At 71.4% G+C, this 25462-nt stretch carries 21 protein-coding genes; 13 read left to right on the top strand and 8 right to left on the bottom strand.

Going from position 1 to position 25462, the window contains the following annotated elements; all coding sequences use genetic code 11:
* Positions 1-64: 64 nt before the first annotated feature.
* Positions 65-1759 carry an adenine nucleotide alpha hydrolase family protein gene (locus tag Psi01_RS03245; protein ID WP_204062407.1) on the top strand — a complete coding sequence of 565 codons (1695 nt, stop codon included), beginning with the start codon at positions 65-67 and terminating at the stop codon, positions 1757-1759.
* On the opposite strand, the gene Psi01_RS03240 is transcribed toward Psi01_RS03245, so the two are convergent.
* Together Psi01_RS03240 and srmL are read right to left on the bottom strand one after the other, a co-directional pair.
* Positions 1717-2220 carry a GNAT family N-acetyltransferase gene (locus Psi01_RS03240; RefSeq protein ID WP_204062560.1) on the bottom strand — a complete coding sequence of 168 codons (504 nt, stop codon included), beginning with the start codon at positions 2218-2220 and terminating at the stop codon, positions 1717-1719. The genes Psi01_RS03245 and Psi01_RS03240 overlap by 43 nt on opposite strands.
* A gap of 2 nt (positions 2221-2222) precedes the next feature.
* Positions 2223-3440, bottom strand: a complete 1218-nt coding sequence (gene srmL, locus Psi01_RS03235) for a PheS-related mystery ligase SrmL (protein ID WP_204062406.1) — start codon at positions 3438-3440, stop codon at positions 2223-2225.
* Positions 3441-4461: 1021 nt separating this feature from the next.
* Between srmL and Psi01_RS03230 the strand changes: the two genes are divergently transcribed.
* The 3 genes from Psi01_RS03230 to treS all read left to right on the top strand — a co-directional run bounded on the left by Psi01_RS03230 (position 4462) and on the right by treS (position 9158).
* On the top strand, positions 4462-5217 hold the full coding sequence (locus Psi01_RS03230) for an ABC transporter ATP-binding protein (protein WP_204062405.1): 756 nt from the start codon (positions 4462-4464) through the stop codon (positions 5215-5217).
* A 94-nt stretch (positions 5218-5311) separates the two neighbouring features.
* Positions 5312-7108: a hypothetical protein gene (locus tag Psi01_RS03225; RefSeq protein ID WP_204062404.1), complete on the top strand. Its 1797-nt coding sequence runs from the start codon at positions 5312-5314 to the stop codon at positions 7106-7108.
* 361 nt (positions 7109-7469) lie between these two features.
* The gene (gene treS / locus Psi01_RS03220; RefSeq protein WP_204062559.1) at positions 7470-9158 is read left to right on the top strand and encodes a maltose alpha-D-glucosyltransferase; all 1689 of its coding nucleotides are present in this window, start codon (positions 7470-7472) and stop codon (positions 9156-9158) included.
* Here treS and Psi01_RS03215 read toward each other — a convergent pair.
* Genes Psi01_RS03215 through Psi01_RS03205 form a run of 3 tightly spaced genes read right to left on the bottom strand, consistent with a single transcriptional unit; the run spans position 9145 to position 12727 of the window.
* On the bottom strand, positions 9145-11430 hold the full coding sequence (locus Psi01_RS03215; protein ID WP_239127007.1) for an FtsX-like permease family protein: 2286 nt from the start codon (positions 11428-11430) through the stop codon (positions 9145-9147). The genes treS and Psi01_RS03215 overlap by 14 nt on opposite strands.
* Positions 11427-12173, bottom strand: a complete 747-nt coding sequence (locus Psi01_RS03210; RefSeq protein ID WP_204062402.1) for an ABC transporter ATP-binding protein — start codon at positions 12171-12173, stop codon at positions 11427-11429. The genes Psi01_RS03215 and Psi01_RS03210 overlap by 4 nt, the downstream gene beginning before the upstream one ends.
* Positions 12174-12220: 47 nt before the next feature.
* Positions 12221-12727 carry a PadR family transcriptional regulator gene (locus tag Psi01_RS03205; protein ID WP_204062401.1) on the bottom strand — a complete coding sequence of 169 codons (507 nt, stop codon included), beginning with the start codon at positions 12725-12727 and terminating at the stop codon, positions 12221-12223.
* Between the two features lie 133 nt (positions 12728-12860).
* On the opposite strand from Psi01_RS03205, the gene Psi01_RS03200 reads away from it, so the two are divergent.
* From Psi01_RS03200 to Psi01_RS03175, 6 genes are all read left to right on the top strand, one after another.
* On the top strand, positions 12861-14135 hold the full coding sequence (locus tag Psi01_RS03200; RefSeq protein WP_204062400.1) for an ABC transporter substrate-binding protein: 1275 nt from the start codon (positions 12861-12863) through the stop codon (positions 14133-14135).
* Between the two features lie 84 nt (positions 14136-14219).
* Complete coding sequence (locus Psi01_RS03195; protein WP_204062399.1) at positions 14220-15551, top strand: ABC transporter substrate-binding protein; 1332 nt, start codon at positions 14220-14222, stop codon at positions 15549-15551.
* A 12-nt stretch (positions 15552-15563) separates the two neighbouring features.
* Entirely contained in the window at positions 15564-17069 is a 1506-nt protein-coding gene (locus Psi01_RS03190; protein ID WP_373872462.1) for an ABC transporter permease subunit, read from the top strand.
* On the top strand, positions 17066-17941 hold the full coding sequence (locus Psi01_RS03185; RefSeq protein ID WP_204062398.1) for a carbohydrate ABC transporter permease: 876 nt from the start codon (positions 17066-17068) through the stop codon (positions 17939-17941). Before Psi01_RS03190 ends, Psi01_RS03185 begins: the two co-directional genes overlap by 4 nt.
* A 124-nt stretch (positions 17942-18065) precedes the next feature.
* Positions 18066-18743 carry a uracil-DNA glycosylase gene (locus Psi01_RS03180; RefSeq protein ID WP_204062397.1) on the top strand — a complete coding sequence of 226 codons (678 nt, stop codon included), beginning with the start codon at positions 18066-18068 and terminating at the stop codon, positions 18741-18743.
* A gap of 38 nt (positions 18744-18781) precedes the next feature.
* Positions 18782-19138 (top strand): hypothetical protein, encoded by a 357-nt coding sequence (locus Psi01_RS03175; protein ID WP_204062396.1) that lies wholly within the window; start codon positions 18782-18784, stop codon positions 19136-19138.
* Between the two features lie 264 nt (positions 19139-19402).
* Here the strand turns inward: Psi01_RS03175 and Psi01_RS03170 are convergent, their stop codons facing one another.
* The 3 genes from Psi01_RS03170 to Psi01_RS03160 form a co-directional block, all read right to left on the bottom strand.
* Positions 19403-20254: a hypothetical protein gene (locus Psi01_RS03170; protein WP_204062395.1), complete on the bottom strand. Its 852-nt coding sequence runs from the start codon at positions 20252-20254 to the stop codon at positions 19403-19405.
* A gap of 148 nt (positions 20255-20402) precedes the next feature.
* A complete protein-coding gene (locus Psi01_RS03165) occupies positions 20403-21176 on the bottom strand; it encodes an SAM-dependent methyltransferase (protein ID WP_204062394.1) in 774 nt (257 codons plus the stop codon).
* A gap of 226 nt (positions 21177-21402) precedes the next feature.
* Positions 21403-22680 carry a cryptochrome/photolyase family protein gene (locus tag Psi01_RS03160; RefSeq protein ID WP_204062393.1) on the bottom strand — a complete coding sequence of 426 codons (1278 nt, stop codon included), beginning with the start codon at positions 22678-22680 and terminating at the stop codon, positions 21403-21405.
* Between the two features lie 137 nt (positions 22681-22817).
* On the opposite strand from Psi01_RS03160, the gene Psi01_RS03155 reads away from it, so the two are divergent.
* From Psi01_RS03155 to Psi01_RS03145, 3 genes are all read left to right on the top strand, one after another.
* Positions 22818-23852 (top strand): MerR family transcriptional regulator, encoded by a 1035-nt coding sequence (locus Psi01_RS03155; RefSeq protein WP_204062392.1) that lies wholly within the window; start codon positions 22818-22820, stop codon positions 23850-23852.
* A gap of 79 nt (positions 23853-23931) precedes the next feature.
* Complete coding sequence (locus Psi01_RS03150; RefSeq protein WP_204062391.1) at positions 23932-24459, top strand: RNA polymerase sigma factor; 528 nt, start codon at positions 23932-23934, stop codon at positions 24457-24459.
* 29 nt (positions 24460-24488) lie between these two features.
* A complete protein-coding gene (locus Psi01_RS03145) occupies positions 24489-25454 on the top strand; it encodes a YbgA family protein (protein WP_204062390.1) in 966 nt (321 codons plus the stop codon).
* The last annotated feature ends 8 nt before the right edge of the window (positions 25455-25462 follow it).

Genomic DNA, 25462 nt, shown 5'->3' with positions numbered 1-25462 from the left:
CCGATTCACGAACTGGGACCGAAGGATACCCTTTGGTCAATCGCGACACGGAGGAGTCAGCACGGTGCAGTGGCCGACGTTCAATGTGAGGCCGTACGTCTGCGGCGGCCTGGGTCACCTGGACGAGGGCGTCCTCGCCACGCTGCAGGCGTCGGGGCCCAGGGTACGGCCCGCGCTGCGGACCGCCGAGGCGGCGCTGTTCAGCTCCGCTCCGCTGCCGCCGTACGCCAGGGGCCGTGGGAACGCTCCGGAGGGCGCCTCCGGGGGCGGCGGGGAGACGTGGGCGTTCTCCTGGGGGGAGCGCCGGCCGGCCGGGGCCGCGCCGTGGATCGGCGTGGCGGAGACCTACGAGACGCCGGGGCTGATCGACGACGGTGACACCGTCACGCTGCACGCGGGCGGGCTCGGCCTGATCGACGTCTACTACCTGGTCTCCGGTGAGGCGGTCTACTTCTCCTCGTTGCTGGAGCCGCTGCTCTCCCTGGCGGACCGGCCCTACGACGTCAACTGGGACGCCTGGGCCGCGATCGTCCAGCTCACCTTCCCGCTTCGGGACGACACGCCGTACGCGCAGGTCAGGAGGCTGGCCGGGGCCAGCGCGCTGGTGTGGGACAAGCGGGCGGGCCGGTTGTCGACCGACCGGCGGCTGCCCCGCTGGCTGCGCGAGGAGCCGTTCGAGGCCGGGCGCAGCGCCGGGGAGATCCTGGAGATCCTGCACGAGGTCTACAAGGAGTTCGACGGGCGGCCGCTGCTGGTGCCGGTCAGCGGCGGTTACGACTCGCGGCTGCTGTGCTCGGTGGCCGTGGCCCGCGGCGCGGACGTGGAGTCGTGGACGACCAGCCCGGACGACGGCACCGACACCGACATCGCCTTCGCCAGGGCGATCACCCGCGAGCTCGGGGTACGGCACCGCGTGATCGGCCAGGATCCGGCGGCCTATCCGGACGACGCCCTGGCCGTGGCCCGGCGGCTGGAGTACATGACCCCGCACCACGCCTGGTACGCCCCGTTCGCCCGTGAGGTGCACAAGGCCGGGCGGGTCCTGATCGACGGCCTGGCGGGCGGCCCGCTGCTGAAGAACTTCATGGTCAGCGGGGCCGCTCTGACCGCCTCCACGCAGGCCGAGCGCAAGGCCGCGCTGCTCGGCTCGCTCGCGCTGGGCGCCCCGTCGGTGCCGTTCCTGTCGGAGCCGGCCGCCGAGTGGATCACTTCCTCGGTGGGCACGGCCTTCACCCAGGCCACCTCCATGCTCAACGGCCACCGGGCCGAGCTGCCCCTGTCGGTCCTGCACACCCGCACCGCCCGGGGCATCGCCCGCTCGGCCGTCAACCTGGTCGGACCCGAGGCCTCGTTCGCGGCGCCGTTCATGCACCCGGACTTCTTCGACGCCGCCCTCTCGGTGGGCGTGGCCCGCAAGGACGGCGGCAAGTTCTACCGCGAGGTGCTGCACGCGGCCAACCCGCGTGTGGCGGCGCTCCCGTCCACGAACGTGGTCAAGCAGCCGCTCCAGCGGGTCCCCCTGCGCTCGGCCGCCGCCCCCGCCCGCGCCTACGGTCACGCGATGCTGACCCGGGTCGCGGCCACGGTGCCGTCCCTGCTGTCGGAGCAGCTGCACGCGGTGGTCGCCGAGGGCCCGGACGCCCTGGCCCGGTTCAACGGCTGGAACGACCGGTTCTGGGTCCGGAGCCTGGTCCTTTTCGGCGCCTGGCTCGGCGACTACGAGGACCGCCTGTCCGACCTCACCCCGCCCTGGGTCTGATCGTCCTCACCGGTGACGGTGACCGCGAGCAGGGGCAGCATCCGACCTGGGACGGACTCGGAGGGGGTCGCGCCGATCCGGGTGGCGCCCATGGCCAGATAGAACGGCTCGGCGTTCGGATCCGCGTCGATGGTGAGGCGGGTGAAGCCGAGGCGCGCCGCGATGGCGAGGGCGTGCCCGAACAGGCGCCGCCCGACACCGTGCCCGATCGCGTCGGGCTCGACGAAGAGCATGCCCAGCTCCCCTTCCGGCGGTTCTCCCTCCAGGGTGGCGAAGCCGAGGACGCGGCCGCCGTCCTCGGCCACCGCGGTGCGCCGTTCCACGACCTCCGGCGCCCGCAGGGTCAGCTCGTCCCGGCAGGCGGCCATGAAAGCCTCGTCGTAGCCCCAGTGGGCCTTGGACCGGATCGCCAGCCCGCTCAGGAGCTCGGCCTCGTCCTCCCGCGCCGCTCTGATCAGCATGGTCACCTTTCGTCCGTAGTCGCCCCCGGTGGCCGGGGACCGGCCCACTGGTGGACGGTTCCCCGGTGCACGGCAGCGTAGATGCGATCGCGTACGGCGTTCGCCTCGTCGTCGGCCAGGGTGCGGGCGGGGTCGCGCAGGACGACGCGCAGCAGCACGTTCTTCTGGCCGGGCCGCGCTCCGAGACGGTCGACCGCGGCCGGGGGCAGGGCCTCGACCGGTGTCTCGGAGACGACGCGGATCTCCTCGATCGCATTGGCGTAGGGGCCGAGAGCGTCGCGCACCGCACCGCCCAGCGTCTCGGCGTCGGCCTCGGCGGGTACGGCCACCGACAGGTCGCGGGATACCGCCGGGTGCCTGGACACCGGCCGGTAGGGAGCGAGATCGAGCATCTGCCCGGCGATCCGGGAGTCCGCCGCCCGCAGCAGGCGGATGTCGGGGATCTGCTTGCGCACCATCAGCAGCCGGTCCAGCCCGAGCCCCATGGCCAGGCCGCTGACGGCGGGACGCAGCCCCGCCCCCGCCAGGACCCGGGGCGCGGCCAGCCCGCACTCGCCGATCTCGACCCACTCCTGACCGACCCGGACGTCGATCTGGCGTCCGTGCTCGGTGTAGGGATGCGCCGCGGGGACGACCCGGTACGGCACCCCGGGAAGGACCGAGCCCACGACGACGGCGATCATCTCATCGAGATCGTCGACGTCCGTCCGCCGGTCCGTGACGATGCGCCAGAGATCGAGCTGGTGCGGCGTACCGGTGTGGATCCGGTCGACGACATCACGCCGGTAGACCATCCCCGGACAGGCGAGCAGCACATCGCGCCAGCGGTAACCCCCGCCGCCGGCGTCCTGGCCCAGTTCACGCAGGGCCGGGGGGATCATGGCGCTGGTGTGGCTGCGCAGCATGCAGGTCCGGCTGACATAGCGGGTGTAGCGGGCATCGCGTGAGATGGCGTCCTGCGGATAGCCCAGCCGCTCGTAGTTGTCCTCGACGGCCACCAGCGGATGGTCCCGTATCAACCGGATCCGGCTGCCCCAGGAGGCCCGGAGGGCCTGGACGAGGGTGTCGACGACCAGCTGAACGGCGTGCGCCCCGTGGGCGGGGTCGCTCAGGTCACGGACGGCCAGCGCGCGGGCGAGCTCATCGGCGCCGAGCGCGTCCGGACGGGGAGAGACGTCAGTGCAGAGAGAGGCAGAAGACGAAGAGCAGATGGAAGACACGGTGATTCCGATCGGTTCGCAGCGGACGGGAGGTCTCCCCCGGCCGGCCCGCCGCCGAGCACCGATGCGGACGCCGCCTTCCAGTCAGGTCAGAGCACGCCGATTCGCCCCAGCAGCCGGCACAGCCAGCCGGGGGCGGATAAATCGCCGAACTCCCAACATGCGGGGATCGTAACACCCAGATCTCACCCCCGGCCTTTCCTTTTTCCCTGCACCCAGCCCTGGACGACCCCATCCCACACCGCGTATTTGAGGCTGGGCGCAGCTACGGCGATCAGCCCTGAGCTCCTTCCCGCAGATATGGCCGCAAGGCAACGGCGGCCCGCCCTGAACGGCCCCGCACTCGCGCTTCAGCCACCCGCAGAAGACCGGTCGTCCGGGAAAGGCCCACACCAGACGGCCCGCGTGGGTACGGCGGGCCACGAGGAGTGCGGCGCGGGTGGTTGTGGAGGCCGGCGTAGGAAAAGGACCGGACCCCGCGCGCCCGGGCAGGCCGGAGGCCTGAATGCGCCAGAGCCCAACCGAGACGGCCGGCCGGAACAACCATCCGCACAGCACGACCATGCCCCATCACCACCCACCCCGCCCTACTCGCCGTACAGCGGCGCCGATCACCGCCGCCCAACGCCTCGCCGTACCGGCGCCGCAAAGAGGGAACCCGAACTGGGCGCAGCAGCGACGGAGCGGAGAGGCCGGGACGCAGCAGCGACGGAGTCGAGAAGCCGGGACGCAGCAGCGACGGAGTCGAGAAGCCGGGACGCAGCAGCGACGGAGTCGAGAGGCCGGGGCGAAGCGGCGGGATGTGGCGACGAGATCGGAAACTGGGGCCGGCATCGACACGCGAAGCCGTACCCGGCGCCATGAGGACCGGTCTGCGCGCCGTACACACGGCGCCGGGAGTGTACTCGGCGGTAAGGGTGAAGCTCTGGACGCCGGCGTGAAATGCATGATCGAATCTTCGGGGTCGCCCGGGTTCCCGTATGCGGCCGTTGTTCTGAAACGTGCGACTCGGGGAATCTCCATGACACCGGCCTTAGAGATCATCGGCCTTTCCAAGACCTTCGGTGAGAAGGTCGCCGTCGACCATGTGGACCTGGCCGTGCCCCAGGGCTCGTTCTACGGGCTGGTCGGACAGAACGGAGCAGGCAAGACCACCACCCTGTCCATGGCCGTCGGCCTGCTGCGTCCCGACGGCGGCTCGGCAAGGATCTTCGGGGCGGATGTCTGGTCGGATCCCTCGCGGGCCAAGTCGCTGGTCGGCGTGCTGCCCGACGGCATGGCCATGCCGGAGCGGCTGACCGGGCGTGAGGTGCTCACCTACCTCGGCCTGCTGCGCGGCCTGTCCAAGGAGGTCGTGGCCGAGCGCGCCGAGGAGCTGCTGTCGGTGCTGGAGCTCGACGAGGCGGAGAAGACCCTCGTCATCGAGTACTCCACCGGCATGCGCAAGAAGATCGGGCTGGCCATCGCGTTGCTGCACGCCCCACGGCTGCTCGTGCTCGACGAGCCCTTCGAGGCCGTCGACCCCGTCTCGGCGGCCACGATCAAGACCATCCTCCGCGGGTTCGTGGCGGGGGGCGGCTCCATCGTGCTGTCCAGCCACGTCATGGCCCTGGTCGAGCAGCTCTGCGACCACGTCGGTGTGATCGACAAGGGCCGGGTGGCCGCCGCCGGGACGCTGGAGCAGGTCCGGGGCGACCGTTCCCTGGAGGACACCTTCGTCGGGCTGGTCGGGTCGGCCGACACGGGGACGAAGGAGCTGTCGTGGCTGTCGCGCTGACCCCGTCCGACGTCAGCGTCAGCGTCGGCCTCAGCATCGGCGTGAACACGGCCCCCCGCGCCGGAGCCGAAGCGAGGCCGACCTCGTGACCGCCATGACGACCGTCCTCGGGACCATGGCCGGCATGAAGCTGGCCGTACTGCGTCACTCGATGAGCGGCCAGAAGGCCGGTCTCGTCGCCACCGGCGGCGTGCTGGGGCTCGTCCTGGCGGGCGGCACCCTGTTCGCCGCCTTCCAGAGCGGTGACCTGCTCGCCGCGGCCTACGCGGTCTGGATGCTCGGCTGGATCCTCGGCCCGGTCTTCTCCGGGGGCGGCGACGAGACCCTGCGCCCGGAGTACTTCACCCTGCTCGGCCTCCCGCCGCGCCGCCTGGCCGCCGGGCTGCTGGCCGGGGCCTTCGTCGGGGTCGCGCCCGCGATCAACCTGCTCGCCCTGGCCGGTCTGGTGATCCTCGGGGTACGGCAGAGCCCGGCCGCCGCGCTGGTGGCGCTGCCCGCGATGCTCCTGCAGCTGGCGATCTTCGTTCTGCTGTCGAGGGTCGCGGTGGCCGCCCTGGGCATCGCCCTGCGTTCACGTCTGGGCGCGATCGGCACCGGGCTGGTCAACGGCGCGATCCTGGCCGCTCTCGGCCAGGTGTGGGTCTTCGCCATCGCCCTGGGCCAGACCGGCGGGATCACTCCCGAGGCCTCGGCGGTCCTGCGCTATCTGCCCTCCGGGTGGGGGCTGGCCGCGGTCGAGGGTGCGGGCACCGGGAGCTGGGACCGTACGGGCCTGGCACTGGGTGCGATGGTGGTCCTCGTCGCGCTGCTGCTGGCCGCCTGGGCCGCCCTGCTCACCCGGCGCGCGAGCGCGGCCAGGGCCTCCGCCCGCGGCCGGCGTCCCATGACGGCCTCGACCCCGTCCGGCGCCGTGGTGGCCAAGGAACTGCGCACCTGGTCGCGTGACCTGGTCCGCACCCACCAGCTGACCTTCGCGCTGGCCTACGGCGTGTTCTTCGCCGGCGCCCCGCTGCTGCTGGGCCTGGACGTCATGCTGGCCTGGGCCGGTCCGGTCGCCGTCCTGATGGCGGCCGCCATGACGGCCGGCGTCTACGCCGTCGACGGCACCGCGCTCTGGCTCACACTGATGATCCCGGACGCCGCCGACGTGCGGGGCAGGCAGCGGGCCTGGCTGCTGGTCGTGGGCCCGCCGGTCGTGGCGCTGGCCCTGGGCCTGACCGCCGTGACCGGCGGTCCCTGGCCCCCGGTGCTCGCGGTCACGGCCGCGCTGCTCGGCGGCGGCGCCGGGATCGTGCCGCTCATCTCGGTCTACGCGCTCGTCCCCGGCACCGACCCGCACCGGCGCGGCGGCAACCCGCTGCGCGTCAGCGAGGACGACGGCGCGCTGACCGGCATGGCCTACGCCGTGCTGGCGCTGGTGGCGCTCACCGGGGCCCCGGCCGCGGTGGTGGCCGTGATGTACGGCTGGGCGGGGGTGGCCGTCGGCGCGGCGACCGGCGTCCTGTGCTGGTGGGGGTTCGGGCTGCTGGCCCAGCGGCGGCTGCACGGCCACGGTCCCGAGCTGCTGCAGATGATGCGCACCGGCAAGCGCCCCCCGTCCAGGCAGGGCGGCTGGGTGCGGATCGACGAGCTGCCGAAGCGCGAGCAGATCATCACGGCCCTCTGCTGGTCGGTCGGGGCGATCCCGCTGTTCCCGCAGGGCATCGTGGCCGGCTTCCTCAAGGCCCAGGACTCCGAGACCCGCAGCTGGTTCCTGGCGCTCCACCTGCCGGAGGCGTTCCAGTGGCCGGTGATCGTCTTCATGGTCCTGCTCGGCCTGGGGATCTACGGCCTCGGCCTGTGGATCCCCTACCGCCACCGCCGGAGCGCCGCCGTACCCGAGGCGTCCTGACGCGCGCCCCTCACGAGGCCGCGAAACCCGCGAACCCGCGATCGCCGGAGGGCGTCGCGAGGGGTGCCGCGTGCGTATGAACTGGATATGAGGGAGCGATTACGTGTAACACCAGGGGGATCTTGCGGATTCCGTTTCCCGGGCACGAGAAGTCCTGCTGAACGGACTTCCCGGTATGCGGGCGACTGGTAGTGTTCGCCCCAGAAAGCGCCAGAACGGTCGGCCCGAACCACGAATTCGGTCCGGCCGGGGGCAGGGAGCACGTGGGGATGACGGCTCCCGCCAGCGCGGTCACCAAACATCATGAGCCGGGGCACCCGGTGACTTCGTCCTGCCCTTTTTCTCATCGTGAGCGAGAATGATGAACACATCCCCCCGCCCCGAGTCGGTCCCCGAGGACTTCGTCTCGGCGGACCCCCAGTGGTACAAGCGCGCCGTCTTCTACGAGGTGCTGGTCCGAGGGTTCAAGGACTCCAACGGCGACGGCACGGGCGACCTGCGCGGGCTCATCGACAGGCTCGACTACCTGCAGTGGCTCGGTGTCGACTGTCTTTGGCTGCTGCCGCTGTACGAGTCGCCGCTGCGCGACGGCGGCTACGACATCTCGGACTACATGAAGATCCTGCCGGACTTCGGGGACCTGGCGGACTTCGTGGAACTGGTCGAGCAGGCCCACAGGCGGGGCATGCGCGTCATCACCGACCTGGTGATGAACCACACCAGCGACCGGCACCCCTGGTTCCAGGCCTCCCGGCACGACCCGGAGGGGCCCTACGGCGACTTCTACGTCTGGGGGGACGACCCGTCCCGCTATCCCGACGCGCCGATCATCTTCATCGGCGCCGAGGAGTCGAACTGGACCTACGACCCGGTCCGCAAGCAGTACTACTGGCACCGCTTCTTCCACCACCAGCCGGACCTGAACTACGACAACCCCGCGGTTCAGGAGGCCATGCTGGAGGTGCTGCGGTTCTGGCTGGACCTGGGCATCGACGGCTTCCGCCTGGACGCGGTGCCGTACCTGTTCGAACGTGAGGGCACCACCTGCTCAGGCCTGCCGGAGACGCACGCCTACCTGCGCAAGGTCCGCGCCGAGGTGGACCGGCTCTACCCGGACCGGGTGCTGCTGGCCGAGGCCAACGGCTGGCCCGAGGACGTGGTCGAGTACTTCGGCGACCCGGCCGTGGGCGGCGACGAGTGCCACATGGCCTTCCACTTCCCGCTCATGCCGCGGATCTTCATGGCGGTACGGCGCGGCAGCCGCGAGCCGATCTCGGAGATCATGTCGCGGACCCCGAAGCTGCCCGACAGCGCCCAGTGGGGCATCTTCCTGCGCAACCACGACGAGCTGACCCTGGAGACGGTCACCGACGACGAGCGTGACTACATGCACGCCGAGTACGCCAAGGACCCGCGCATGCGGGCCTACCTCGGCATCCGGCGCCGCCTGGCCCCGTTGCTGGACAACGACCGTGACCGGATCGAGCTGTTCACCGCGCTGCTGCTGTCGCTGCCCGGCTCCCCGGTCATGTACTACGGCGACGAGATCGGCATGGGCGACAACATCTGGCTGGAGGACCGCGACGCGGTCCGCACCCCGATGCAGTGGAGCCCCGACCGCAACGCCGGGTTCTCCACCGCCGACCCGGGCCGCCTCTACCTGCCGGCCGTCATGGACCCGATCTACGGCTTCCAGGCGGTCAACGTCGAGGCCCAGCAGAAGAACGAGTCGTCGCTGCTGCACTTCACCCGCAGGATGCTGAAGATCCGCCGGCAGCACCCGGTCTTCGGCACCGGCGCCTACATCGAGCTGTGGTCGGACAACCCCGCGGTGCTGACCTTCGTCCGCGAGGACGGCGACGACGTGATGCTGTGCGTCAACAACCTGTCGGGGCACCCGCAGCCGGTCCAGCTCGACCTGCGCCGCTACAGGGACATGACGCCGGTCGAGGCGCGCGGCGGGGTGCCCTTCCCGGTCATCGGGGACCTGCCGTACCTGCTGACCCTGCCGGGTCACGGTTTCTACTGGTTCCAGCTCACCGCGCGGTGACCGGGACCTGAGCGCGGGCGGCCCTGCGAGCCGGTACGGACGTCACCAGCAGGGCCGCGCCGATCGCGGTGCAGGCGGTGACCGCCAGGGTCAGCGCGGAGGGGGTGCGGCCGATGCCCGCCCCCACCCCGCTGGTGTGGCCCTGCAGGTCGATCAGACCGCCGACCACCGAGGCCCCGGCGGCCGTCCCCGCCACCACGCCCAGCACCACCAGCAGCCCGGTGCCGGTGACCAGGGTGGCGGCCACCTGCCCCGGGGTCAGGCCCATGGCCTTGAGCACCGCCAGGTCGAACGCGTGGTCGCGCAGGCCCAGGGACCTGGCGGTGAGCAGGTTGGCCAGGCCCAGCAGCGCCAGCACGACGGTCAGCGCCACGATCACCACCCGGATGACCGCGAGCCGCTCGGCCGGGTTGACCGCCCGCCGTACCTCCAGCGTCTCGCCGGAGGCCGCCAGCAGCCGGTCCCGGACCGCCTCGGGGTCGGCGCCCTTCTTGAGCACCAGGCTGTAGAACTGGGGCGGCACCGCGTCCTTGGCCGCCAGGCTGTCCATCCCCAGCGAGAGCACCTGCCCGTCGTGGTCGGGCTCGACCACCCGGCCCACGATGTGCACGATCAGCGGCGTGCCGCCGACCGTCATCCGGACCCGGTCGCCGATCTCCACGCCCAGCAGGTCGAGCAGCCCCTGCCCGGCCACGGCCTCCCCGCGCGCGGCGAACATCCGGCCCTCCACGACCGAGAAGGGGTACGGCTCGGCCGAGGTGCCCAGCGCGCGGGCCAGCACGCTCCTGGTCTGCTCGGGCTCCAGCGCGGAGACCTCGCTGCCCGGGTAGACCGCCCGCACGTCCGGGTCGGCCCGGGCGAGCCGGGCGGCGTCCTCGGCGGGCAGCCCGTCCGGGTGCACGGTGAGGGCGGCGGCCTGGCCGACCTGCTCGGGACGGCGCAGGAAGTCGTCGAGGGTCGCCCAGCAGCCGAGGCCGATGGTGATCATCATCATCGGCACGGCGAGGCCGACGATGCTCAGGAAGGCGGGCGTCCTGCGGGTGAAGGCGTCGCGGGTGCCCAGGACGAGGGCGGGCGGGAGCCGTACCAGGAGAGCGAGCCGGGCCACCCGTGACAGCCGGCCGCGGGGCGGGGCGGCCGGGGCGGCGGGGATGGGCGGGGTGCGCCCGCCGCGCCAGGCCGGCAGGGCCACCGCCACCAGCACCACCGCGGCCGCGCCCGCGATGATCGCCAGCAGCGGCACCGGGGAGAGCGGCAGCACGGACAGGCCGTCCAGCGCGAGGGTCGTCACGAGCAGGCCGCAGACCGTCCCCAGGCCGATCCCCAGCAGTCCGAGCGCGCCGTGCTCGGCCACGAGCACGGCGAAGACCTGGCCCCGCGTGTAGCCCAGGGACTTCAGGGTGGCGATGTCGCGTGTCTGGGTGAGCACCCGGCCGCCCACCGCGTTGGCGGTGGCCAGCGCGGCGGCGACCAGCCCGGCGGTGCCGAACAGCGCCAGCAGCAGCCCGAGCAGCCGGTTGTCCAGCTCCATGGACGCGCGCACCTCGCGCCAGGTGGACATGCGCTGGATCTGCTCGTCGAGCAGGGTGACCGCACCGTGCACGACCGGCAGCGTGTCCTCCCCGTCGGCCAGCCGCAGCCCGGTGACCGACTCGCTGCGGCCCAGGGCGGGCTCGATCCCGGCGAGGGTCTGCGGCAGCACCCAGGCCAGGCCGGGGGTCCACTCGGGATAGAAGCCCTGGTCGGCGGTCTCGGCGAGCCCGACCACGACCAGGGCGTGGGAGGCGCCGTTGAGGGCGGTGACGGTGAACGGCCCGCCGACCCGCAGGTCCAGCGCCTCGGCGAAGGACCGCTCGACGACCACGCCGGCGGTGTCGCCGGTGCGCAGCCAGCGGCCCTCGCCGACCAGCGGGGCGGCCACCCGGGGCGGCTGCGCGGTCGTCTCGCGCAGCGCGACGGGCGACTTCTTGCCGCCCATCGCGAGCGTCACGGGCGCGGTCCGGTACGGCCCCGCCACCTGCTCCACCCCGGGCAGCCGCGACAGGGCCGCCGCGTCCGGCGCGTCCTTGGTGTGGATCCACACGTGCGCGCCCCTGGTCTGCGAGAACAGCCCTCGCCAGGGGTTGGTCCCGTCCTCCAGCAGGGTCGCCGAGGTGATCAGCGCGGTGACGATCCCGGCCACGGCCAGGACCGTGAGGGCGGCCTGTCCACGCCGGGCCCGCAGGTCGGCCCTGATCCACCGGGCCGACGCCCGGAACGTGCTCACCGTCATCCCCGCAGCTCGACCACGTCGCCGGCGGTGCCCTTGGGGCGGCGGCGGAAGGTCCCGACGACGCCGTCGTCGACGATCTGGCCGTCGAGGAGGGAGACCACGCGGTCGGCGAGGCTGGCCACCCGGGCGTCGTGGGTGACCAGGATGATCGTCTGACCGTCGCGGTGCACGTCGGCCAGGAGTTTCAGCACGTCGCGGGTGTTGCGGCTGTCGAGGTTGCCGGTGGGCTCGTCGGCCAGCAGCAGGCTGGGCTTGTTGGCCAGGGCCCGGGCCAGCGCGACCCGCTGCTGCTCGCCGCCGGCGAGCTGGGCGGGGGCGGCGTCGGCGCGGCCGGTCAGGCCGAGCGCGCCCAGCAGGCGCTCCCTGCGCTCGCGGGCCTCGCGCGGAGAGGCTCCGGCCAGCAGCGCGGGCAGTTCGACGTTGTCGGCCACGGTCATGTTGGCGATCAGGTTGAAGAACTGGAAGACGAAGCCGATCTTCTGGCGGCGCAGCAGCGCCCAGGCGCTCTCGCCCAGCGTGTCGGCGCGCCGGCCGTCCAGCCAGATCTCACCGCTGGTGCGGGCGTCCAGGCCGCCGAGCATGTGCACCAGCGTGGACTTCCCCGAACCCGAGGGGCCCATGATCGCGACGAACTCGCCGGACTCCACCCGCAGGTCCACCCCGCGCACGGCGGGCACGGGCACCCCGCCGCTCTGGTAGATCTTGACGAGGTTCACGGTGCTGACCACCGGGTCGGCGCTCATGAGTCGCTCACCACTCCATCACTCCACGGGCCGCTCGCCGTACGGGCTCAGCTCAAATCTTCCTGGCAACGGTCGAGCCAGTCGAGATCCGCCTGCAGATGCAGCATGGCGCCCTCGATCAGCAGGAGCGCGACCCGGTCTCCCGGGTCGGTGCGTTCGGAGAGCTCGTTGAGGTCGCGCATGAGCGCGATGTAGTGACGGCGCTGACGGTTGATCAGCGTCATCCGGTCGGCGATGCCGGTCATCGGGGCCAGCACGAGCTTCATGAAGAACTCGTCGCGGACCCGCGGGCCCTCCGCCGGCTCGTCCGCCCACGCGTCGAGGGCGTCCCGCCCCGCGGCGGTCAGATAGTAGACCTTCTTGTTCGGCCGGTTGGACTGTTCGACGTCCACCGCGCGCACCAGCCCGTCCTTCTCGAGGCGGCCGAGCGTCACGTAGATCTGCCCGATGTTCGGTGAGGGGTAGGCACTGCCAAAGATCTGTTCAAGCGCCTGTTTGAGCTCGTAGCCGTGGGCAGGTTCCTTTGCGAGGAGCGCCAGCAGGAACGGCCGCACGCTCACCTCCTCCTCGTGCTCACGTTATGTGAGCGTTACGGACTTATCCGTTGACGGTCACATTACCGCTGTGCATAACATGAATGCACCTACCTAACACGTATGTAACCGCCGCGAAACCCGGAGGTCACGAGTGCGCCGTCCGCTCCTCGCTCTTCTCGCCGCGCTCGCGCTGGCGGGATGCTCGGCGGGAGCGGAGGGCGAGGCGGACGCCGGCCCGGCGGGGCCGGCGGACGGCAGCGGGCCCATCACCCTGGTGATCGGGCGCGACACGACCTCCTATCTGCAACCGCTGCTCGACCGGTGGAACCGGGATCATCCCGCCGAGCGGGTCACCCTGCTCGAGCTTCCCGAGGCCGCCGACGAGCAGCGCGCGCAGATGGTCGCCAACCTCCAGGCCAAGAGCGACCGTTACGACGTGCTGGGACTGGACGTGGTCTGGACGGCGGAGTTCGCCGACGCCGGCTGGATCGTCCCGCTGGACCGCAGCCTGTTCCCGCTCGACCGGTTCCTGCAGCCGGTGGTGGCCACCGCCGTCTACCGGGACAAGCTCTGGGCGGTGCCGTACACCGGCAACGCCGGGCTGCTCTACTACCGCAAGGACCTGCTGGCCGAGGAGGGCTTCGCTCCGCCCACGACCTGGGCGCAGCTGCGCGAGCAGGCGCGAGCTCTGCACGCCAAGTACGGCATCGGCGGCTACGCCGGGCAGTTCCTGGCCTACGAGGGGCTGACCGTCAACTTCGCCGAGGCCGTGCAGTCGGCGGGCGGCGGGCAGATCCTCAGCACCGACGGCACGCAGGTGACCATGGACCCCGACCGGGCGAAGGTCGGCCTCGACTTCCTGATCGACGGGTTCCGGGAGGGGTGGATCCCGTCGGAGTCACTCTCCTACAAGGAGGAGGAGTCGCGGCTCGCCTTCCAGGAGGGGCGGCTGGCCTTCGCCCGCAACTGGCCGCACGCCTACGGCCCGGCCGCCCAGTCGGAGATCGCGAAGAAGTTCGCGGTCACCAGGCTGCCCGGGCTCGACGGCCCGGGATCCAGCTCGCTGGGCGGGGTCAACCTGGCCATCAGCGCCTACTCCAGGAAGCAGAAGTCGGCGCTGGAGTTCATCCGCTACTTCACCGGCCTGGAGAACCAGCGGCGGGTGCTCACCGACGGCTCGTTCCCGCCCGTGTGGGCCGAGCTGTACGACGACCCCGCCCTGATCAAGCGTTTTCCCTATCTGCCGGTCCTCAAGGAGAGCATCCTCTCCGCCAAGCCGAGGCCGGTGACCGCCAACTACGAACAGGTGAGCCTGGCGATCGCCAGTTCGGTCTCCAACGCACTCACGCCACCCTTCGAGGAGTCCGGCGGCGACGTCGTCGCCTCCATGAGAAACCAGCTCAACGAGATCATCCGGGCTCCATGACCGGGGCGACCCCCCTACGGGAGCCGTCATCCCCTCGCCAGTCAGAACATCGGGGTTCCGACAAGCACAGGAGGTCTGTTCCGCATGCGTAAGACCATGACCATAGTGACGACGGCGGGGCTCGCGATCGCCCTCGCCGCGTGCGGTGGCGGCGGTGAGACCGCGAGCCCCTCTCCCGGGGCGGCCAGCGGCACCACCTCCGCACCGGCGGCGGCCAAGACCCTGGAGGGTCAGACCGTCGAGGTCGCCGCCAAGTGGACCGGCGCCGAGCAGGAGAACTTCCAGAAGGTGCTGGACGCCTTCACCGCCAAGACCGGCGCCAAGGTCACCTACTCCTCCACCGGTGAGGACACCGGCGCCTACCTCGGTCCGCGCATCCAGGGCGGCAGCCCGCCGGACGTCGCGATCCTGCCCCAGCCGGGCCTGGTCCAGCAGTACGCCGACCAGGACGCGCTCAAGCCGCTCACCCCCGAGGTGGTCAAGCAGATCGACGAGAACTACACCCCGTACTGGAAGGAGCTGGGCTCGGCCGACGGCAAGACGTACGGCGTGCTGGTCAAGGCCGCCCACAAGTCGCTCGTCTGGTACCGCGACCAGGCCTTCACCGACGCCGGGGTGCAGCCGCCCACCACCTGGGACGAGCTCATCACCGGCGCTCAGACCGTCGCCGACTCCGGGACCGCGCCGTTCGCCTTGTGCGGGGCCTCGGGCTGGACGCTCACCGACCTGTTCGAGAACGTCTACCTGTCCACCGCCGGGCCGGACAACTACACCAAGCTGTCCAAGCACGAGATCCCGTGGACCGACCCCAGCGTGACCACCGCGCTGGAGAAGATGGCGCAGATCTTCGGCAAGCAGGAGCTCATGCTCGGCGGCAGCTCCGGCGCCCTGCAGACCGACTTCCCGACCTGCGTGACCCAGGTCTACGGCCAGGACAAGGCGGCCATGATCATCGAGGCCGACTTCGTGGGCACCACGGCCGAGGAGTCGGACGCCAAGCTGGGCGAGGAGGCCAAGTACTTCCCGTTCCCCAAGGCCGGCGACACCACGCCGGTCGTGCTGGGCGGCGACATCGCGGTGGCGATGAAGGAGACCCCGGGCGCCATGGCGCTGCTGGAGTTCCTCGCCTCCAAGGAGGGCGGCGAGGTCTGGGCCAAGCTCCCCGGCTACCTGTCGCCCAACCGCAACGTCTCCCCGGACAACTACCCGAGCGACCTGACCAAGCAGCTCGCCCAGACGATCATCTCCGCCGGTGAGACGGTCCGTTACGACATGTCCGACCTCGCGCCCAGCGCCTTCGGCGGCACCGACGGCAAGGGCGAGTGGAAGCTCCTGCAGGACTTCCTGCGCGACCCGTCCGACATCAAGAAGATCCAGACCCAGCTCGAGGCCGAGGCCGAGAAGGCCTGGAAGTAAAGGGGACAGGCCGTGACCGACAGGTTGGACGGCCCGCAGGACCCGCGCGGCGGCGAGGCCGCCCGCGGGTCCTCACCCGGACCGAACGACACATCCGCCGGCGACGACGGGCGGGTGCACCCCGCGCTGTCCGACGTCCGCTCGGAGGACCCGATCACCCCCCCGGCCGCCCCGGAGGTCGCGACCGCCGGGCCCGCCGCTCCGGAGGCCGCGCCCGCGCGGGCCAAGGGATCCAGGCTGGGCCCGCCGTCGACGATGGCGATCATGTTCCTGCTGCCGAGCCTGGTCCTGCTCGGCGCGATGGTGCTCTATCCGATCTTCTACTCCATCTACCGGAGTTTCTACGGCGCGAACGAGGCCGAGTTCGTCGGCCTGGACAACTACACGGCGATCTTCACCGACGCCTCGACCCTGACCACCATCAGGAACAACCTGATCTGGGTGGTGGTCGCCCCCCTGCTGGTCACCACGATCGGCCTGATCTTCGCGGTGATGACCGAGCGGATCCGCTGGGCGACCGCGTTCAAGCTGATCGTGTTCATGCCCATGGCCGTCTCCCTGCTGGCCTCCGGCGTCATCTTCCGCCTGGTCTACGAGCAGGACCCGGACCGCGGCGTGGCCAACGCCGTGATCTCCTCGGTCTCGGGCGCGTTCGGCGGCGGCCAGGGATACCCGGACGCCCGGCCCAGAGGAGGCGACCAGTCCCCGGTCGCCGCCGAGGGCCGCGCGGTGGTGAGCAAGCAGCCCGCCCAGCCGGGACAGGTCGCGCTCCTCCCCCTGGTCGGCGTCAAACCCGCCGACCTCGCCACGGCCGCCCCGGCCAAGGCGGCCCAGCCCGCCCCGGGCGAGCTGGCCGGCACCGTGTGGGTGGACTTCACCCAGGGCGGCGGCGGGCAGCCCAACCAGGTCGACGGCACCGAGAAGGGCCTGGAGGGGATGACCGTCGAGGCGGTGCAGGACGGCGCGGTCAAGGCGGAGGCCACCACCGAGGCCGACGGGACCTTCCGCATCACCGGGCTCGCCCCGGGCGACTACGTCGTACGGCTCCCGCAGTCGAACTTCGAGGCGTCCTTCGGCGGCCTGACCTGGCTCGGCCCGACACTGATCACCCCGGCGATCATCGGCGCGTTCATCTGGGTGTGGGCGGGCTTCGCCATGGTGCTGATCGCGGCGGGGCTGTCGGCCATCCCGCGTGACGCGCTGGAGGCCGCCCGCATCGACGGCGCCACCGAGTGGCAGGTGTTCCGCAGGATCACCGTGCCGCTGCTCTCCCCGGTGCTGCTCGTCGTGTTCGTCACGATGATCATCAACACGCTGAAGGTCTTCGACCTGGTCTTCATCATCGCACCGGGATCGGTTCAGCCGAACGCCAACGTGATCGCGCTGGAGATGTGGCGGGTCTCCTTCGGCGGCGGCGGGAACCAGGGGCTGGGCAGCGCGCTGGCCATCTTCCTGCTGTTCCTCGTGCTGCCCTTCATGGTCCTCAACATCCGGCGGTTCAGGAGGGACAACCAGTGACGGCCCCCACTCTCGGCGCACCGCCGCGCAGCACCCTCGGCCGGATCGTCGACCGGGTGGGCGGCGGCGTGCTCCAGGCGCTGCTCGTGCTGATCGGCATCTTCTGGCTGGTCCCCACCCTCGGACTGTTCGTGGTCTCGATCCGCGAGGAGGCCGCCAACAACTCCAGCGGCTGGTGGACGGTGTTCACCAAGCCGGCCGAGCTGACCCTGTCCAGCTACAGCAACCTGCTGGCCAGCGGTTTCACCGCGTCGTTCTGGAACACCGTGCTCATCACGGTGCCCACGACGATCCTGGTGATCGGCGTCGCGGCCATGGCGGCCTACGCGTTCGCCTGGATGGACTTCCCCGGCAGGGACATCCTGTTCCTGGTGGTCGTCGCCCTGCTGGTGGTGCCGATCCAGATCGCCCTGATCCCGATCGCGCAGCTGTACGGCTTCCTCGGCATCTTCGGCTCCATCCCGGGCGTGGTGCTCTTCCACGTCTCCTTCGGGCTCCCCTTCGCCATCTTCCTGCTCCGGAACTTCTTCGTGGGCATCCCCTCCTCGCTGCTGGAGGCGGCCAGGATGGACGGCGCGGGAGAGTGGAGGATCTTCTCGACCGTGGTGTTCCCGCTGGCCAAGCCGGCGATCGCCTCGCTCGGGATCTTCCAGTTCCTCTGGGTCTGGAACGACCTGCTCGTCGCCCTGGTCTTCGCCAACACCGAGAACCAGCCGATGACCAAGGCCCTGCAGTCCCAGATGCGGCAGTTCGGGACCAACGTCGACATCCTGGCGCCGGGAGCGTTCCTGTCGCTGATCATCCCGTTGATCCTGTTCTTCGCCTTCCAGCGTTACTTCGTGCAGGGAATGCTGGCGGGCTCGGTGAAATAAGGGGGCAGGTCCGGTGCGGCCCGCGCGGGCCGTACCGGACCTCCGCGATTCCCGATGGGATCGGGCTTCACGGAGTGACGCGTACCTCCCCGTAATGTCGGTAGATCCCGATAGGGTGCCGAGCATGGCCGCACGTCCGTTGAACGAAATCGTGGAAGCCGGGTGGGCCGAGGCCCTCGAACCCGTCGCCGGCAAGATCGCCGAAATGGGCGACTTCCTCCGGAAGGAGGTCGCCGCGGGCAGGCAGTACCTCCCCGCAGGAGACAACGTGCTCCGCGCCTTCAAACAGCCCTTCGACCAGGTCAAGGTGCTGATCGTCGGACAGGATCCCTACCCCACGCCGGGGCACCCGATCGGGCTGAGCTTCTCCGTCGCCGCGGACGTGCGCCCCATCCCGGGCAGTCTGCGCAACATCTACAAGGAGCTCACCGAGGACCTCGGCCTGCCGATGCCCAGCAACGGCGACCTGACCCCGTGGGCCGAGCACGGCGTGCTGCTGCTCAACAGGGTGCTCACCGTCATGCCGGGCAAGCCCGCCTCGCACCGGGGCAAGGGCTGGGAGGAGGTCACCGAGCAGGCCATCAAGGCGCTCGTGGCCCGCGACAAGCCGCTGGTCGCGATCCTGTGGGGCCGCGACGCCCGCTCGCTGGTGCCGATGCTCGGTGACACGCCGACCGTCGAGTCCGCCCACCCGAGCCCGCTGTCGGCGCGCAGCGGCTTCTTCGGCTCTCGCCCCTTCAGCAAGGCCAACCAGCTTCTGGAGAAGCAGGGCGCGACCCCGGTCGACTGGAAACTGCCGTAGGCTGACCCCGGAGCCGCGGGGCACTAGGATCATTGACCATGAGCGATGATTCGAGCACCGAACGCTATCTCCGTCTGACGGTCGAGCTGACTGTGGAGGTGGGGGACCTCGGCGCTCTCCAGGCCGCCGCGCTGAAGGAGATCGAGCACCCCGACGCCGACCTCGACGACGAGGAGCGCCGGGAGCAGGCGGAGATGGTCTCCGCCGACGAGACCGGCGCCACGGCCCTGCAGTGGCTGATCGAGCCTGACCACGTCCTGGGACTGATCGAGCACGTCGAGCATGTCGAGCCGCGTGAGGCCGTGCTGGGCGTCGAGCCCTCCGACGGTCCCTCCGACGAGGAGGACGACGACCACGGGCACGGCCATGACCACGATCACGATCACCAGCACTGACATGTGACGTCGCACGCCCGGCCCCCCCTACGGGGACCGGGCGTGTGCGCGTTCCGGTGGTCACGCGGGCTCCCACTGGTGGTCACGCGAGCTCCCGCGCGGCAGGCTCCGGGCCCTGGCAGGCTCCGGGCCCTGGCAGGCTCCGGGCCCTGGCAGGCTCCGGGCCCTGGCAGGCTCCGGACTTTCGCGGTCTCCGGCTGAGCCGTGCGGTCCGGCCGGAGGCCGCCTGGTTCAGCCGCGCGGTCCAGCCGGAGGCCGCCTGGCTCAGCCGGCGAGGATCTCCTCGCGGCGGGCGACCAGGCGGTCGCGCCGTACGGCCAGCTCGGCGGCTCGGGAGGCCAGGCCTTCGACCGTCTCGCCGACCCACCGGCCCATCTCGGCGACGGCCTCCCCGGTGCGGGCGATCCGCTGGTGCTTGATGGCGTCGGTGATGATGTTGTCGAAGAAGGTGTCGGCGAACCACCGGGTGTCCACCTCGGGCATGGCCGGGGTGACGTGCGTCCCGATGTCGGCCAGCTCCCTGGCGAAGACGTCCAGCGCCTGCTGGGCGTGCCAGGCGGCCTCGTCGGCCCGGCGCAGGTGGCCGTGCTCCATCATGTCCGCGATGGTGCCGCCGCCGATCAGGTCCCAGGTGGAGGCGCCGCGCGCGCCGCCCAGGCAGCGCAGGACCTGGCCGATCGCGTGGCCGGCGGCGATCCCGGCCTGCCGGGCCTCCTCGTGCTCGCGCAGGTCTGCCGCGGTGTCGGCCAGGCGCCGGGCGATCTCGACGAGCTCGCGGCCGCGCGGGTCGTCCGACCCCACCAGCAGCCGCTCCTTGTGCCCGAGCAGGATGTCGAACTCCTGCCTGGCGTTCTCCAGCTCGGCCAGGCCGCCGCGCAGGGCCGCCAGGTCCGACTGCAGCCACTGGAGCCGGGTCCGCTGCCCGCGCAGCCGTTCCCGTACGGCCTCCGCCTCCGCCCGCTCCCGGTCGAGCCTGTCCTGCCGGGATCCGGCCAGCCCCGACAGGAAGGCGGCGAAACCGCCCTTCTCCAACCGGGAGACGTCGCCCTCCTCCTCGACGAGACGGGCCTCCAGATCGGCGACGAGACGGCCCGCCTCCTCGATCTGCACGCTCACGGCCCGGTGCTGCGCGGTCAGTCGATCCAGCCGCCGGGCTCGCTCCCGGGCGGCGCGCAGATCATCGTCAATGGGGGTGTAGGAGGTCACATCTGTGCGACGTGCGGGACGATGAAATCGTTCCTCCCGCGCCACGGGCCTTCCGCGCTCAGGACTTCTTGCGGCCGACCCCGCCCCAGCCGAGGATCGCCATGCGCTCCAGGGCGTTGGGGGCGATGAAGGTGTCGTTGTCCAGCAGTTCGAAGTCACCGAAGAAGAGCCTGATCTCCTCCGGCGTCCGCGGGACCACTCCCGAACCGGCCCGGGCGTAGACGTCCTTCATCTTGTCGGTGTCCTTGGCCCGGCGCTCGGCCATCGACAGGTGGGTGATCACCAGGAAGCTGCCGGGCGCCATCATCTCCCGCAGCTTGGCCACCTCGGGATAGGGGTCGTCGAGGAAGTGCAGGAGCGCGACCAGGAGCACGGCGACCGGCTCCTCCGGGTCGAGCAGGCCGGTCTCCTTGGCCTTGGCCCAGATGTCCTCGGGGTCGCGCAGGTCGGCCTCCACCATGGCGACCGTCGGGGTGTTGGCGAGCAGCGCCCTGCCGTGCACGCACACGATCGGATCGTTGTCCACGTAGACCGTGCGGATCTCCGGGTCGACCTTCCTCGCGACCTGGTGCACGTTCTGCTGGGTGGGCAGCCCGGCGCCGATGTCGACGAACTGGCGGACGCCCTGCTGTGCCGCGAGGTGGTGCACCGCGTTGCCGAGATACTCGCGGTTGAGCTGGACGCCCTCGCGTGACTCGGGGAAGGCCCTCAGGATCTGCTCGGCGGCGGTGCGGTCGGCGGCGAAGTTGTCCTTGCCGCCGAGCATGTAGTCGTAGATCCGTGCGACATTCGCCGTGTTGACGTCAAGACCGTAGGGATTCCGCTCGCTCATGCAGCCACCTCACCCCGACGCCGTCACCCTGGGTCGTCCCTGTCGCAGATCGTAGCCGACGAAAAGCCTCTACGGACGGCATCGCGGACATTATCCGCGATCACTTCCAGACCGCCATAACTCCCAGAGAATCGGCGCATCCGGTGAAATCCACGGGATCCTCCGGCGGTCCGGACCAGCCGAGCGGAACTGACGATCCGGGGAGCGACCGGGACGACGGCCGGGGTCAGTCGAGCGGGACCAGGGGGCCGGGATAGCCGTGGACGGCCGAGGGCAGCCGCCACGGCCGGTGGACCGCCCTGCCCCGGACGGTCTCCAGTTCGGGCAGATAGCGGCGGACGTACTCGCCGTCGGGGTCGAAGCGCACGGCCTGCCTGATCGGGTTGATGACCCGGTTGGGCCGGGTGTCGTTGCCGGTGCCCGCCACCCACTGCCAGTTGCCGTAGTTGTTGGGCACGTCGCCGTCGAGCAGCAGCTTCCAGAAGTGCTCGGCCCCCACCCTCCAGTCGACCTTCAACCACTTGACCAGGAACGACGAGGTGATCAGGCGGGCCCGGTTGTGCATCCAGCCCTCGGCCCGCAGCTGCCGCATGCCCGCGTCGACGATCGGCACCCCCGTCATGCCCGCCTTCCAGGCCTGGGCGGCGTGCTCGTCGTCGTGCCAGCTCAACCCCCGCGACCGGTAGTCGTCCCGGTTGATCCGGGGGAAGGCGAAGGTCACCTGGTGGTGGAAGTCACGCCAGCACAGCTGCCTGACGAACTCCCCGCCCCCCTCGGCCAGCGACTCCAGCTCCAGCGGCGACAGGCAGCCGAAGCGCAGGTAGGGACTGAGCTTGGAGGTGCGGTTGCCGGCGAGGTCGTCCTGCCCCTCGGCGTAGTCGCCGACGCACCACCTCAGCCACTGCGCCATCCGCTTGCGCGCCACCGTCTCCCCTCCGGTCAGCAGGGGGTGCGAGGCCCGCCACGTCCCTTCGGGCCAGCCCGAACGCAGGTTCCCGGGGACGGGCACCCACTCCGGGGCCGGCAGCATCCGCCGGCGCTCCGCGCGCGACCAGGCCCGCAGGTAGGGGGTGAAGACCCGGTAGTGGTCGCCCCCGCCCGAGGGGCGCAGGGCCCCCGGCGGCACGATGGTCAGGCCGGGGAACGTGCGGAACCCCAGCCGGTGCCGCGCGCACTCCTCGGCCAGCCGCCGTTCCCTGCTGCGGGCGAACGCGCTGACGTCGGCGCTGACGTAGACGGCCCGCGCGGACAGCTCCCGCGCCAGCCGTACCGTCTCCGCCACCGGGTCGCCCCAGCGGACCGCCAGGTCCCCGCCCCGTCTGCGCAGCGAGTCGCGCAGGTCGGCCAGGCACTCGACCAGGAAGCCCCCGCGCGTGCTCCGCGCCAGCTCCGGGTCCACCACGAACAGCGGGACGACCCGGCGCGCGTCGGCGCACGCGGCGGTCAGCGCGGGGTGGTCGTGCACGCGCAGGTCCCGGTTGAACAAGACAATGACGGTGTCCATCACCAGCCATCTTCGTACGCTTACGGTCCGTGGTTGCATCCGCCACGGGATCGGTTCCGAAAGAATGGGAGCCCCCACTGCCGCGAGCCGCGGCCCGGGGCGCCGTGGAGTCGGGGCGGGAGGAAGAACGGCAGCGGATGGACGAGCGACCGACCACCGAGGACGAACCGGGATACGGCATCGGAGCCGTGGCCCGGCGGCTCGGCGTGCCCGCCCCGACACTCCGCACCTGGAACCTGCGTTACGGCATCGGCCCGAGCCGTCGCAGCCCCGGTGGGCACCGCCGCTACGACTCCCGCGACCTGCGGCGCCTGGAGGAGATGAACCGGCTGATCAGGAGCGGTGTCCCGGCCGCCGACGCGGCCAAGCTGGTCATGAGCCCCGGTTTCGACGGGGAGACCGCCGCCGCGCCCCGGCAGGCGCCCGCCCCCGACCTGCCCGCCGGCGGGAACGGGGCGTCCGCGCCGCGGCCGCCCTCCGAGTCCGCCGCGCACGCACCGTCCGGGATCTCGCCGGATACCGCGGCCGGCTCGCCCGAGATCCCGCCCGAGATCCCGCCCGAGATCCCAACGGTGGCCATGCTGACCCGCGCGGCGGTCGCGCTGGACAGCAGGACCGTCTCCGGCTGGATCGGCGCCGCACTGGCCAGGTACGGGGTCCAGTGGACCTGGGAGCACCTGGTGCTTCCGGTCTTCGCGTCGATCTCCAGGCGCCAGGCCGAGACCGGGGCCGCCATCGAGATCGAGCACGTGTTCTCCGACCGGGTGCTGGCCGCGCTTATCCCGCTCGTCAGGCCGCCGCAGACCCCGGTCAACGACCGGCCGGTCCTGCTGGCATGCGCGGAGGACGAGCAGCACAGCCTGGCCGTCTACGCCCTGGCGGCGGCCCTGACCACCGAGCAGCGGGTCGAGACGCGCGTCCTGGGCGCGCGCACGCCGTTCTCCGCCCTGGCCGAGGCGATGCGCCGGGTCGGCCCCGCGGTCGTCTTCGTCTGGTCGCAGCAGTCGGCGACCGGCGACCCCGGGCCCCTGACGAGACTGCCCGGGTCCCGCCCGCCGAGCCGGATCGTGGCGGGAGGACCGGGATGGTGGCGGGAGGACCTGCCCCCGTCGATCCCGCACGTCGCCTCCTTCCGTGACGCCCTCACCGGAATCTCCGCCGCCCTGAGTTGATCAATCCGTTCACCTTGTGGTCTTGGCTGCGGATGGGTATGAATAAGTTTTGAATAGGTTTTCAGGGAAGGAGGAGATCATGACCACGGACACTTTGAACGCGCGACTGGCGGCCGGCGACGACATGGCCCTGGTGGAGTGCCTGCGCACCCACGCGGCCCTCATCCGCTCCTACCTGCGCCGCTTCGTGCCCGCCCAGGACGTGGAAGACCTGCAACAAGTGGTCTTCGCGGAGGTGTGGCGCTGCCGTCACCGCTACGACCCGGCCAGGAGCCTGCCCGCGTGGCTGCTCGGCATCGCGCACAACCGCGCGGTCGACCACCTGCGGGTGCGCCGCCTGGCGACCGTGCCGCTGGACGCGGTCGCCGACCCGCCGGGTGCGGACGGGCGGTCCTACGGTGACGGCCTCGCCGACCGCGACCGGGTCCGCCGGGCGCTGGCCGAGCTGCCCGCGCCGCAGCGCCAGGCCATCGAGCTGGCCTACTACGGCGACCTGACACAGCGGGAGATCGCGGAGAGGCTGAGCGTCCCGCTCGGCACCGTCAAGGCCCGCACGGCCCGGGGCCTGCGCCGGCTTTCGGACCTCCTGACCCCGGTCGCGGCGTGAAAGGCGGTCTGAGCGGTATGAACCACGACATGAGAGCCCATACGAACCACGAGGTCAGGCCCAGGATCGCGGTGTCGAGCTGCCTGATCGGCGAGATGGTGCGCTTCAACGGCGGGCACAGCCGCGACCGGTTCCTCAGCGGGGAGCTGGATCCGCATGTGGACTGGGTGCCGGTCTGCCCGGAGATGGAGATCGGCCTCGGCGCCCCCCGCGAGAGCCTGCGCCTCGAACGCTCGCCCGACGGCCCCCGCCTGGTCACCAGGAAGACGCGGGCCGACCTCACCGGCCGGATGGCGCTCCTGGCCACCGAGCGGGCGGCCGCCCTCGACGTGGACGGCTACGTCTTCAAGTCCAAGAGCCCCAGCTGCGGGATCCACGGCATACCGGTCTACGCCGGGGACTCGGCCGTCGACCGCAGGAGCCGGGGCGTGTTCGCCGCCCGCATCATGGACACCCACCCGCTGCTGCCGGTGGAGGACGAGGGACGGCTGAACGACGCGTTGCTGCGCGAGACCTTCGTCGAGCGCGTCTTCGCCCACGCGCGGCTGCGCGCGTTCATGCAGAGCGACTGGAGCCCGCGCGACCTGGTGGCCTTCCACACCCGCCACAAGATGCAGCTGCTCTCGCACGACCCCGTCGCCTACCACGAGGCCGGCCGGGCCGTCGCCCTCGCCGGCGTGCTGAGCCGCCGGGAGCTGATCGGCAAGTACAGCACCGCCTTCCGTACGGCCTTCAGCCGCAAGGCGAGCATCGGCCGCCACGTCAACGTGCTCCAGCACTGCATGGGGATGATCGGCGACACGCTGGACCCCGCCCGGCGGGCCGACCTGACGGAGGTCATCTCCTCCTACCAGGCCGGCCTGGTGTCCCTCAGCGTGCCCACGGCCCTGATCATGCACGACGCCCAGGGGGAGGGCGCCGACTACGTCAGGAACCAGACGTACTTCGCGCCCTACCCGGAAGAACTCCGCCTGCGCAACCACGTCCCCGGCTGAGCCGGGGC

Source organism: Paraplanobispora siamensis (genome assembly GCF_016863175.1).
Lineage (GTDB): Bacteria > Actinomycetota > Actinomycetes > Streptosporangiales > Streptosporangiaceae > Planobispora > Planobispora siamensis.
This window is presented reverse-complemented; position numbering and strand designations above follow the sequence as displayed.